The sequence below is a fragment of the Blautia sp. MSK20_18 genome, assembly GCF_020553125.1.
In the GTDB taxonomy this organism is placed as follows: domain Bacteria; phylum Bacillota; class Clostridia; order Lachnospirales; family Lachnospiraceae; genus Blautia_A; species Blautia_A fusiformis.
Genome location: NZ_JAJCGR010000020.1, coordinates 1 through 12,309, shown reverse-complemented (window position 1 = coordinate 12,309; position 12,309 = coordinate 1). Strand labels below are relative to the sequence as shown.

Sequence of the window (12,309 nt, the reverse complement as noted above, 5' to 3'; positions counted from 1 at the left end):
TCATATTATTTCACCAGCTTTATAACATGCTGCTATATAATCTCGTGATTGATAATAAAAATCTGTATTATAGTCCGAAATATGTGCATCAATCCAGGAATGATAAATTTCCCATATTCCCTTTTCAAGTTCTGTATCATCGTATATGTCTTCTATTAATCTCTCATATACTTCTCCAATATCCCAGTAATCCGGAATTGCATACCTGCATATTGATACATTGTCAAATTCGCCCTCCGGAATATCACATTGCTCTGTAAATTCTGCCGCAACTTTTTCTATTGGCTCACAGTGAAAGACATCCGCATAGTTATATATTCGCTTTATATTTTCCATTCCAAGATAATCCGTAACTTTCCACCGACGTTGTTTTTGAGTTCGTCCTATGTACTCGATCAAACTACAGGTAAAAAACAAAGCATTATTATTTTTTCTCGCCATAAACAACCTCACTTCCTACAAATTTCAATGTATCCAGTGCTGAAATTGTATGAAAACTGATTTGATGCGTTGGATACTTGAATTTTACCAATTCCCAGAAAGCAGCTCTTGAAATCTTTCCATCCAGATAATTTTGCAGATAATTGTAGATTGTATCATCTGCCATTGGTCCTTCCACAATATCATACTGATGTGCCTGTCCCTTTCGACAGGAAATAATAAAATCCAGCCATTCTTCCGTCATTTTATCGAATTTAAGAATATTTAATCTCTGATTTTCTGTATACTCATACTTGTTAATATATCCTTTTTTACCATATCTTATAGCCCATCGTTCTGCCTGCTTTTCAATATTTGTACAATAAAAACCAAAATAAAAATCTTTGTTAAATCTGGCTTTTCTGATTTCCGGATATTCCACTACCTCTTTGCTCCCATGATATAGAATCATATGCAGCTCCTTTTTTCTGTAAATTCTTTTTATTTTTAATAATTTTCTTTTATTTTTTCTCGTCATCTTAAATATACTACACTCATCCAAAATATACAATACTTGCCCCTAAATTATTTACATTTAAATTTATTGAATTCTTTTTATTTATATATTATATTTATAGTATGTCAGAAAACATTTTAATGCCTATGAAGGCAGGCGACTTGCTTGATTCGATTAAAATGGTTCCTGTGGATTGAAATAATAATTTTAAATGTAACCGTGTAGAATTAGAACAGGGAGATTAAGGTTTTTCCACCTTAATCTCCCTGCTCTAATCTACATATTTTCACAACCAAACTGCCATGCCACAGTCAACCTCAAGATTCAGTCCTGTCTCCTCTGAATATTGTTCTAAATCTGTCAGTTCATAGAAATCCTTTATATCTTCCGAAACCAGCTTCAGCATCCCCGCATCATTATATTTCTCAAATTCCTGTTTATACAAATTCACACAATATTGTACAGCCCGTCTCATTCCGGATTTTGTAAAACCTTTATTTTTCAGATCCTGTATCACTTCCTGAGCATCTTCTTCCTGATTTACAAAAACGGTTACCGTGTTTTCATCTATCAGTTTAAACTCTCTTTCCACTGTAGCAAAATGATGCCATCCCCCATTAAACTCTTCGCAGATTTTCTTTTTATCCAAACTTTCACCTCGCATATGATAAAGCATTTCAAAGTATCTTGTTACAGTCTGCATATCTTCAATTTTACATTCATTCGCAAGCAGCGCTTTCGAAACATCCATCTGCTGTCTCTGCCCTGGAACTTTTTCAGCATCATCAAACTGAAAAATCACCACTTTGCTTTCTTCTATCGTCCGTTTTCCCTCACGATTACACCTTCCTGCCGCCTGAATGATAGAATCTATTCCTGAAAGCTGTCTGTATACTGTATAAAAATCAAGATCTACTCCTGCCTCTACCAGACTTGTTGAAATTACAATGCACTTTTTCCCTTCTCTCAATCGTTCTTTTATCTGCTTTAACATACGCTTTCTATGTTTTGGATACATGCTCGTAGATAAATGATAAACGCCATCTTCTCTCATAGCATTATAAATTTTTTGAGCTTTCTTTTTTGTATTCACAATGCATAATGCCTGTGTTTCTCTTAACAGACATTCTTCCACGTCTTCTTCTGACAATTTTCCATCGTTTTCAAAGTGAACTCTTTTAAAAAACTCAAACTGTTCCTCTGTCCTTGGACAAAGCTCAGTAATCTGCTTTATATTGCAAAAAAAAGCATCCAATGCCGGTTGTGTAGCTGTACATAATACTGCACTCACCTTATAATTTATCACCAGTTCTTCAATTGCTGTCAGACAGGGTTTCAAATAGTCATTTGGCAACATCTGTGCTTCATCAAATATGATCACACTATTTGCCATATTATGTAATTTTCTGCATTTTGAAGATTTATTTGAAAACAAGGATTCAAAAAATTGTACATTCGTTGTAACTACTACTGGTTTATCCCAGTTTTCAGAAGCAAGCTGCATAGGTTTCAGTTCTTCTGCTTCCTCATAATCTATGTTGCAATGATTTTCCAGAACATTTTCATCTCCTAATATCCTTCGAAAAACTGCTGCATTTTGTTCGATAATACTGGTATAAGGTATCACATAAATAATACGTTTCATGTGATGCTTAACTGCATGCCTTAATGCAAATGCAAGCGATGCAACCGTTTTACCTCCACCAGTCGGAACCGTCAGCCGAAAAAGGCCTTTTTCTCTCTCTCCGTTTTCCAGGCAAGCTTTTAAAATCTCTGTTCTTCTGCCATTTACACTTTCTGTTTCTGTATTTTTCAGCCACTCTGTTATATATTTTTCCAATTTATCCAGAAGCACCTGTATCTCTTGCCCCTGCTGTCGTCCCGATCTTTCTTCTGTCATAAATTCTTCTGTATCAAGAAAATCGGCATCGACAAGACAAGAATACATCATTCTCGTAAACATACTTAAAGAAAAATTTAAATCCTTCGTTTTCTCTACATTAACTGGTGATGTTTTTAACTCTGGAATCTTCACTTCTTTTTTGTATGCATAAAAATCTTCTATTTTCTTCTTTCTTCTTCCAAGTGTAGTAGATGAATTTCCTGTATCTGTGCTGACGCCATAATCGGATAAGCCAGCATGATGTCCCGCAATACACATCTCCAAAAACGGATACATCCCACCCAATTCCATGCAAACTCTTGCTCCTGCTGTTGCATGATCCACTTTTATTTCTTCTCCACGAATCCGACGTTGAAATTTATCGCTATATTTTCCGATATCATGCAGCATTCCACAGCAATATCCCCAATCTCCTTTTTCAAAAACTTCTGCAAAATCTTTTGCTTTTTCTGCCGTTCCCTGCAAATGCTCTAATATACTTTGTTCACGTTCACCATCACAATGTGCAATATAATTCATCTTCTTCTCTTCCATTTACAACACCGTACCCTCACTACAAGTTATATATTATACTGCTTTAGTTCATCTATATCAATGTATCCAAAGCGCCATCTCTTATGATAATCTCCCATTCTCCATCTCATACACCACATTCATAGTGGAGACTCTGTGGGATACCAGGACTACAGTGCGGCGGGTGGTGTCTTCTTTCAGGGACTTGAGGATGGTGGCTTCGTAGAGCTGACCTTTGTCTACGTATTTCAGGGAGGAGAGCCTTCCCCTCATATCTGCCCGTCAAACCGGGAATGAGCGTGCATCTCACGAATGGTCAGTTCCAGCCAGATCACCGTAAGCTGTGAGGTAGATGGCGGGGTGGTGATCAGATTCTCGGCTTCACACCTTTGGTGTCTCGCTTGGCGAGTTTGACTTTGTTAAGTACATATGGTTTGTCGTGGTAGGTAATGGCATACTCCTGCCTGCTTTCCAAAAGATACGCATGGTGGATCCGGTCTTCGCCGGTAAGCTTCATGCCGCGGACACCCATAGCGTTTTTCTTAGTGACGGAGATCTCGGTTTTCATGATACGGAGAAAGTAACCCTTTTCAGACTGGAACACAACCTGATCCATCTCGTCCGCTGCTCCTACGAATACAAGGCGGTCATCCTCTGCAAGCTTGGTGGAAACAATGGTACGCTTGGAAGCACGGAACTCTTCTCCTTTTACCAGCTTGCACATGCCGTTCTCTGTAACAAAGAGCACTGTGGAGGCTGCCACCTGGCTCAGCGGTGCCACATAAAGGATCTGCTCGGAAGTACTATCATAATTACCCAGATTATCTGCCGGAACACCTTTATCACGGAAACGCACCAGCGGGATATCCTCTGCCTTCACGGTGTGGAGCTTGCCGGTATCTGTAAAGATACAGATCTTGTCCGTATTCATGCAGGTAAAGACATAACGGCTCTCTGCATGAGCGGCATCCTTATTACGCTCGTAGGCATTCTTGTCAATGAGACGCATATATCCGAAACGATCCATCAGGAAGCAGACTTCGGTCTCTTCCATCTTCTTCTCCTCATAAACAGCTTCCTCTGCGTTTTCAATGGAAGTCTTACGCTTACTGCCGTATTCCTTCTTGATCTGATCCAGTTCACCCATGATCACTGCTGCCATGGAGTCATAATTATTCAGGATATCCTCATAAGCAGCAATGTTCTTCATGGTTTCCTCATGCTCCTTCATCAGAGCATCGATCTCCAGACCGATCAGCTTGTAAAGACGCATGTCCAGGATAGCTGCGGCCTGTTTTTCTGTGAATTTCAAGGATTTTGCCGCTTTTTCGGATGTCTTGGTCTTGAATTTAATCCCTTCTGTGATACCGTCGGTCAGACATTTCTTTACCTGGTCACGGCTCTTGCTACCACGGAGGATCTCGATGATCAGATCAATGACATCACAGGCTTTGATAAGGCCTTCCTGGATCTCCCGTTTCTCCTGTTCCTTGGCAAGAAGGGTTGTATATTTTCTGGAATTTACTTCAAATACAAAGTCCACATGGTGAGCAATGATCTGCTTCAGTCCCAGTGTTTCCGGTCTTCCGTCTGCAACTGCCAGCATGTTGACACCGAAGGTATCCTCCAGTCGGGTCTTCTTATAGAGCATGTTGGTAAGGTTCTCCACGTCTGCATCGCGCTTCAGTTCCAGAACGATACGGATTCCCTCCTTGGAAGACTGGTTGGAAATATCCACGATATCTGTGGTCTTCTTGGTCTCTACCAGGGTTGCGATATCATTAAGGAATTTTCCGATGTTTGCACCGATCATGGTGTAAGGAATCTCTGTGATCACCAGCTGCTGGCGACCGCCCTTCAGCTTCTCTATTTCCACCCGTCCACGGATACGGAGCTTACCTGTTCCGGATTCATAGATCTTTACAAGGTCGTCCTTATTTACTACGATACCACCTGTCGGAAAATCCGGGCCCTTGAGATAACGCATCAGCCCACGGGTGCTGATATCATTATTCTTCATGTATGCCTTCACAGCATCCACCACTTCGCCCAGGTTATGCGGCGGGATGCTGGTAGCCATACCAACGGCTATTCCGTCTGCTCCGTTTACAAGGAGGTTTGGAATACGCACCGGAAGTACTACCGGCTCCTTCTCTGTTTCATCAAAGTTCGGCATAAAGTCCACAACGTTCTTATCCAGATCTTCCAGAAAAACCTCCTGGGTCAGCTTCTCCAGGCGGGCCTCTGTGTATCGCATGGCTGCGGCTCCGTCTCCCTCGATGGAACCAAAGTTTCCATGTCCGTCCACCAATGTACGACCCTTTTTAAATTCCTGCGCCATGACTACAAGCGCATCATAAATGGAGCTGTCACCGTGGGGATGATATTTACCCATAGTATCTCCTACGATACGGGCACATTTACGGTACGGGCGGTCGTAACGGATACCCAACTCATACATATCGTAAAGGGTACGGCGCTGTACCGGCTTCAGTCCGTCACGTACATCCGGCAGTGCTCTGGAAATGATAACGCTCATGGCATAATCGATATATGATTTCTGCATGATCTCCGCATAATCGGTGCGGATGATATTGTCCTGTTTCGTATTCATAGTTTATTCTCCCAATCAAATATCCAGCTCTGCATCTGTTGCATGCTCATAGATAAAGGCCTTACGTGGCGGAACATCGCTTCCCATCAGGATCTCTGTCACATCGGAGGCCATGCGGGCATCTTCGATCTCCACACGCTTCATCATTCTTGTCTCAGGGTTCAGGGTAGTCTCCCAGAGCTGCTGGGCGTCCATCTCACCGAGACCTTTGTATCTCTGGAGCGTGAAGCTTCCCGGTTTATGGCTCTTACGGTATTTCTCAAGAGCCTTGTCATCGTAGAGATATTCCTCCTGCCCCTTCTTCGGCATTACCTTATAAAGAGGTGGCATGGCAATATACACATGTCCCTCATAGATAAGCTCCGGCATAAAACGGTAAAACAAGGTCAGAAGCAGAGTAGAGATATGAGCACCATCCACATCCGCATCGGCCATGATCACGATCTTGTCATAACGAAGCTTCGTGATATCAAAATCATTTCCGTAGCCTTCGGAAAAACCGCAGCCAAAGGCATTGATCATAGTCTTGATCTCTGCGTTGGCCAGCACCTTGTCGATGGTAGCCTTCTCTACGTTGAGGATCTTACCGCGGATCGGAAGGATCGCCTGATAGTTACGGTCTCTGGCTGTCTTGGCCGAACCGCCGGCGGAATCTCCCTCTACGATAAAGATCTCACACAGTGACGGATCCTTCTTCTCACAGTTGGCCAGCTTGCCGTTGGAATCAAAAGAGTATTTCTGTTTGGTAAGAAGGTTTGTCTTGGCACGCTCCTCGGTCTTACGGATCTTGGCTGCCTTTTCCGCACAGGAAAGGACGATCTTCAGTGTTTCCAGATTTCGGTCAAAAAACAGTACCAGCTGTTCTCCTGCTACCTTACCGGTGGCTCTGGATGCGTCCTGGTTATCCAGCTTGGTCTTGGTCTGTCCCTCAAAGCGGGGTGCCGGATGCTTGATGGAGACTACAGCAGTCATTCCGTTTCGGATATCTGCACCTGTAAAATTGGGGTCTTTATCCTTCAGTACACCGATCTCACGTGCATAGGTGTTCATTACCGTTGTGAAGGTAGTCTTAAATCCGGTCAGATGAGTTCCTCCCTCTGCATTGTAGATATTATTGCAGAATCCTAGAACGTTCTCACGGAACTCATTGGTAAACTGAAAAGCAACTTCCACCTGGATTCCGTCTGCCTCTCCTTTAAAATAAACCGGATCATGGAGAGACTGTGCATTCTTGTTAAGGTCACGGATAAAGCCTACGATCCCCTCCGGCTCATGATACTCGATATCCTCAGGAGTGTCCCCTCTTCGATCCTCAAAATGGATGGTAAGCTCCGGATTCAGATAGGCAGTCTCATGAAGACGGCTCTTTACATCTGCTGCTCCGAATCTTGTTTTCTCAAAAATCTCCGGATCCGGAAGGAAATTCACACAGGTTCCGGTACCTCTGGTCTTCCCTAATTTGGGGAGAAGTCCTGCTTCCAGTTCAATGGTAGGGATTCCTCTCTCATAGTGGTCATGATGTATATAACCATCACGACTGATCTTAATATCCAGATACGTAGATAATGCGTTCACTACGGAAGAACCTACACCATGAAGTCCGCCGCTTGTCTTATATGCGGAATTGTCAAACTTACCGCCTGCATGAAGGGTTGTAAAAACAAGACGCTCCGCAGATATTCCCTTGGCATGCATATCCACCGGGATCCCTCGTCCATTATCTTCTACTGTACAGGAACCGTCCTTCTCAAGAACTACATGGATACGGCTGCAGTACCCTGCAAGGTGCTCATCCACCGCATTGTCTACGATCTCATATATCAGATGGTTCAGTCCCTTTCTGGATACGCTTCCGATATACATACCGGGGCGCTTTCGCACGGCCTCGAGGCCCTCCAGGACAGAGATACTGCCCGCATCATAAGTGTCTTTTTTTGCCATTCCACTGATTCCTTTCTTTTTATACTCGAACGTTTGTTTGTATTATACTCAAAATATATGTACTTGTAAAGTCCACATGATCATCTTTTCTCTGCAATTTTTCCAAAAGATACGCGTGGCAGTTCAAGGAACCGGTCTTCCGAAAAATCGCTTTCTTCAGCCGCCACAGCCTATCTATTCTATCAAAAGTATCTGTAAACTTCAAGCAATTTGTGTCTGCCAGAATACAACAGGCGGAAACCCCTGCTTTTTATGAAAGCATGTTTTCCGCCTGTTTCTGATCATTTCAGGAAATTTTTTCCAGAAGCTTCTCCTCGCACAGGGGCCTGGAAAAATAATATCCCTGTATCATATCCACACCCCATTTTTCCAGAAGCTTTACCTCCTTTTCGGTCTCAGCGCCTTCTGCGATCACCTTATATCCCATATGCTGCAGGATCATGACAATGCTGCGATAAAAGGTAGCCGTCTGAGGATCGCTGCTGACCCCGGACAAAAGAGAACGGTCCATTTTTACTGCTGAAAACGGGATGCGAAGAACTGCGTTCAGATTTGCATAACCGGAACCGAAATCATCCAGGCACATGTGGATCCCCACTTCTGCAAAATCATCAATGGCTGTGCAGAAGCTTTCGCTGTATTCGGTTGCCACGTTTTCCGTGATCTCAAACTGAAAATATCCCGGATCTAATCCATACCCCTGTATGATCCCGATAAGCACATGGCTGTATCCGGGTTTCATCAGTTCGGAAGGAGAAAGATTGAATTTCACATTCCGGATCTTCTTCATGATATATTCATGTTCTTTTATAAAACGGCAGACCTTGTGAAGCTGAAGACATCCCACTGCAGAGATCATTCCCTGTTTTTCCGCGATCCCGATAAACACATCCGGCGGGATCATTCCCAGAGCAGGATGTTTCAGCCGGCTCAGTGCCTCCAGAGTAATAAAATCCTGGTTTTTTATAGAATATACCGGCTGATAATATACTTCAAACAGATCCTCTTTCACAGCCTTCTGAAGAAAATGCTCCACTTCCTGTTCATAGCGAAAGCCCTCCAGGATCTTGCTGTCCGACTGGATCAGGACCGTATCCTGACGGTTCTGTATCAGAGAGATCATATATTCAATATAAGAAAGAATACTATCCTCTTTTTCCAGTTTTTCCGCATTCATGATCCCGCAGATTGCAGCATGGAACGACACCTTTTCGTTTTCGATAAAAAACGGCTTTTTCAGAAATTCTTCTATGCCATCTCTGGCTTTTTCATAATCTGTCAGCGAGTCCAGCACTGCCAGAAAGCAATTGCCTGTGATACGAAAGATCTGCACTGAATCCGTGATCTCCCGAAATCCCTTCGCTGCCCGGATCAGCAGCTGATCTCCCACTCTGGTACCGTAGATCCGGTTGATCTGCTTCATATTGCGGGCATCCACAGCAAGCAGATGAAAGCTTTCTTTTCGATAGAGCTTTTCTCCGATCCATTTGTCAAAATACTGTTTGTCAAATAAACCTGTCATACTGTCCGTATATTCACCTGGATTGTTCATAGTAAGATAGATCAGCCAAAGTCCTACAGAAAGTCCGAAGCCGGTAAGCAGTATTCTTTCCGCGGCAATCTGGAGAAACAGGCAGGCTGCTTCGATAAACCAAAATCTCCATATGGTGCGCCGTATTTCTTTTTCTGCTGTTTTTCCATAAAGTAACATAAATGCAACGATCACCAGCATAAAAAAGAATACATATCCATAGAGCAGAAAATGAAAACTTCCCCGGATAAATCTACCTTCCTGGTCAAAATAAAAAAGCCATCCCGTCCGTAAGTTTGCTGTAACTGCCAGCAGCATTGCAGCTGGCAGGACCACCCAACCGGTTTTCAGCCATTTATATTTCTCCTTCTGTCTTCCGGTGATGATCCGAATGTAGCAGAAAAGCCCGTAGGTAAGTATGACATCACAGAAATAATAGAGCGTCAGGACCAGCGCTGACATTCTGCAGCCTTCGCTGCTGCCGCCTCCCGCGATCACCGCACTCAGCATATCCAGCAGCACGTAAACGCCGCTGAAAGCCAGAAAACATACAAAATTCCTGTTTTCCGCATTGTTCAGTCTTTTATGAGAAAAATAATGTATCGCGATCATCGTCACCAAAACAAGGGATGTGATCTGAAAACAGTTAATATACTCCATTTTTCAAATCCCCCTTCTTTTTGTTCTCATAAAGCTTCCTGTCTGCCTCATATTTCCATTCTCCCATGGATTTCAGAGAGCCATCCTTATTTCGCAGATGGCTGCATCCCAGGGACAACGAAAAACGGTGTCTGCATCCTCTCCCGATATTCCGGAGTTCTTCTTTCAGGCGTTCCGACCAGAATTCGTCCGGTACTTCCGGATCATAGACCAGAACCGCAAATTCATCCCCGCCGATGCGGTAGCAGGTTCCTTTTTCCCGGAAAACGTTCTCCACACATCTGGCCGAGATCACCACCATCTCGTCTCCTGCAGCCCGTCCGTATTCTTCGTTGATCACGCGAAGCTGATCGATATCGATATACATAAGAAGGATATCCCGGTATCTGCCCATATCTGCGGAAATACTTTCCAGTTTTTTCTCAAAATTGGCTCTCGTCTCAAGTCCTGTCATCCCATCCTCTCTGGACAGTCGTTCGTAAGCCTGGGATTCCAGACGGTAACGGACGTTGTCTGCCATCATCATGACTGCGTCTGCAATGACCAGCACAAGAAACACAAGATTTCCCAATTCAAAAATGGATCCATAGTAGGAAATCTCGAACAGCCAGTACAGGATCAGCGCTATGATACCGCTTGCTCCCACGATGATATATGCAATGAGAAGCAGATGTATCTCACGCTGTTTATGCTTCCGGTACTCCCGGATCAGAAGTACCGCTGATATCAGGACCCACACAACCAGCAGGATATGTGTTACAAACAACATATCCTTAAATTCAAAGGCTCCCAGGATCACCAGAACTCCCTGTAAAACAGCATTCAGATAAAATGTAAAGATTCCAAGATCCAGGAGCCTGTATTTTTTCATGTTTCCGATATTCTGCAAAAAACGCAGCATCGGAACTGCCAGCAGCATGAACATATAAAAAGAAATGAGACATAATACTTCGGGGCATCTGCTGTAGCTTTGTGCCAGTGATGAGTCCGTCACCAGCCAGATACTGCACATCATAAGGAACAGTGCCACATCCCGGAACCGTCTGTCCGGCATCTGCCTTATTCTCATATAGATGCAGATGCACAGGGCGATCATACTTAATACGATCATGATCGTTGCCGCCCCTAAAGGAATGGCTGCTTTTCTGATCTGATACCAGGCTATTGCACTTCCGGTTCCTATGCATACCGGCTCTATAACATATTTTCCTCTCTGAGGCGCAGAATAGCTGAACGTCAGGACTTTTCCCTCTGTGTCATTACCCAGAGCGGCGATGCACTGCACCTTGGAACGCATCTGCACATTTTTGGAAAACATGGCCTCCTTATATTCATACAGGATCTTTCCATTCAGGCGTATCACCAGATCGTACTGGGCTCCTGTAGAAACCACGGTCATCCCTCTGCTTTCCGCTCCCAGACTTTCATTGTACAGGATCAGCTTTTCACCTGTTTTTGCCGGAATTTCCGCAGGCAGGGTGATCTCCTGTTTTTTTCCGTCTTTTATGTAGTACCATCCTTTGTTAAGAAGCTGTACACTGTCCTGCTTCTGGATCAGCCCCCCTGTGTGGATCGCCGCAAAGATCGCGCCAAAAACCAGCAGTACCACAACAAAAAGAAAGGATTCTCCCTTCCATATCAAACTTTTCTTTTTTCTGTAATCCATACTCTTCCTCTTTATATTTTTTTATTCCATTTCATTTTGTATCTATCATATCATCAATAGATTTTTCCGTCAAAAAAATTATCAAAAAACAGGGTGAAAATTTTTTTCAAAAAAAGAAAAAAAGTGCTTGCATTTTGTAAAAAAGTATTATATACTAACGAAGTCGGTTGCGGGAAACAACAGAAATCAAGAGCAAACGACACAAATGAATATGGCCAGTTGGTCAAGGGGTTAAGACGCCGCCCTCTCACGGCGGAAACACGGGTTCGATTCCCGTACTGGCTATCAACTGAAAGCAGTTAGGATTTTTATTCTGACTGCTTTTTTGTGATTGTTATACTTCACTTTTTCCTGTTATTGCTTTCAAACTTTGCTCTGAACATTGCATATAAAAATTTCGTTCTTCCTGTTTATCTGTTTTCTGTATTTTCACATATATTATTTTGCATTTCTTTCTCTTCTGTTTTATAATTTCCCCTGAAAATACTTAAGCCTGCAAATAAAAAGTCAAGGCTAAATTGAAAGAACATTGCTACGAAAATAA

The 12,309-nt window shown here is 43.1% G+C and carries 8 protein-coding genes and 1 tRNA gene; 2 read left to right on the top strand and 7 right to left on the bottom strand.

Annotation, left to right across the window (positions count from 1 at the left end):
• From LI091_RS11685 to LI091_RS11675, 3 genes are all read right to left on the bottom strand, one after another.
• Entirely contained in the window at positions 1-441 is a 441-nt protein-coding gene (locus LI091_RS11685; RefSeq protein WP_059085218.1) for a hypothetical protein, read from the bottom strand.
• On the bottom strand, positions 425-892 hold the full coding sequence (locus tag LI091_RS11680) for a DUF3990 domain-containing protein (protein ID WP_015525783.1): 468 nt from the start codon (positions 890-892) through the stop codon (positions 425-427). The genes LI091_RS11685 and LI091_RS11680 overlap by 17 nt, the downstream gene beginning before the upstream one ends.
• 331 nt (positions 893-1,223) lie before the next feature.
• Positions 1,224-3,359 (bottom strand): CRISPR-associated helicase/endonuclease Cas3, encoded by a 2,136-nt coding sequence (locus tag LI091_RS11675; RefSeq protein ID WP_059085252.1) that lies wholly within the window; start codon positions 3,357-3,359, stop codon positions 1,224-1,226.
• A gap of 150 nt (positions 3,360-3,509) precedes the next feature.
• Between LI091_RS11675 and LI091_RS11670 the strand changes: the two genes are divergently transcribed.
• Complete coding sequence (locus tag LI091_RS11670; RefSeq protein WP_173733046.1) at positions 3,510-3,650, top strand: hypothetical protein; 141 nt, start codon at positions 3,510-3,512, stop codon at positions 3,648-3,650.
• Between the two features lie 70 nt (positions 3,651-3,720).
• Here the strand turns inward: LI091_RS11670 and LI091_RS11665 are convergent, their stop codons facing one another.
• From LI091_RS11665 to LI091_RS11650, 4 genes are all read right to left on the bottom strand, one after another.
• Positions 3,721-5,967 carry a DNA gyrase/topoisomerase IV subunit A gene (locus tag LI091_RS11665; RefSeq protein ID WP_129974622.1) on the bottom strand — a complete coding sequence of 749 codons (2,247 nt, stop codon included), beginning with the start codon at positions 5,965-5,967 and terminating at the stop codon, positions 3,721-3,723.
• Between the two features lie 15 nt (positions 5,968-5,982).
• The gene (locus LI091_RS11660; protein ID WP_161209006.1) at positions 5,983-7,908 is read right to left on the bottom strand and encodes a DNA gyrase/topoisomerase IV subunit B; all 1,926 of its coding nucleotides are present in this window, start codon (positions 7,906-7,908) and stop codon (positions 5,983-5,985) included.
• A gap of 286 nt (positions 7,909-8,194) precedes the next feature.
• A complete protein-coding gene (locus LI091_RS11655; protein WP_022426612.1) occupies positions 8,195-10,099 on the bottom strand; it encodes a GGDEF domain-containing phosphodiesterase in 1,905 nt (634 codons plus the stop codon).
• The gene (locus LI091_RS11650; RefSeq protein ID WP_022426611.1) at positions 10,086-11,765 is read right to left on the bottom strand and encodes a GGDEF domain-containing protein; all 1,680 of its coding nucleotides are present in this window, start codon (positions 11,763-11,765) and stop codon (positions 10,086-10,088) included. Before LI091_RS11650 ends, LI091_RS11655 begins: the two co-directional genes overlap by 14 nt.
• 213 nt (positions 11,766-11,978) lie before the next feature.
• On the opposite strand from LI091_RS11650, the gene LI091_RS11645 reads away from it, so the two are divergent.
• Positions 11,979-12,050 (top strand) — tRNA-Glu (locus LI091_RS11645).
• Positions 12,051-12,309 lie beyond the last annotated feature (259 nt).

Excerpts from the sequence above, each read along its gene's own strand:
- LI091_RS11685 (WP_059085218.1), bottom strand. The coding sequence starts at position 441 with ATGGCGAGAAAAAATAATAATGCTTTGTTTTTTACCTGTAGTTTGATC.
- LI091_RS11680 (WP_015525783.1), bottom strand. The coding sequence starts at position 892 with ATGATTCTATATCATGGGAGCAAAGAGGTAGTGGAATATCCGGAAATC.
- LI091_RS11675 (WP_059085252.1), bottom strand. The coding sequence starts at position 3,359 with ATGAATTATATTGCACATTGTGATGGTGAACGTGAACAAAGTATATTA.
- LI091_RS11665 (WP_129974622.1), bottom strand. The coding sequence starts at position 5,967 with ATGAATACGAAACAGGACAATATCATCCGCACCGATTATGCGGAGATC.
- LI091_RS11660 (WP_161209006.1), bottom strand. The coding sequence starts at position 7,908 with ATGGCAAAAAAAGACACTTATGATGCGGGCAGTATCTCTGTCCTGGAG.
- LI091_RS11655 (WP_022426612.1), bottom strand. The coding sequence starts at position 10,099 with ATGGAGTATATTAACTGTTTTCAGATCACATCCCTTGTTTTGGTGACG.
- LI091_RS11650 (WP_022426611.1), bottom strand. The coding sequence starts at position 11,765 with ATGGATTACAGAAAAAAGAAAAGTTTGATATGGAAGGGAGAATCCTTT.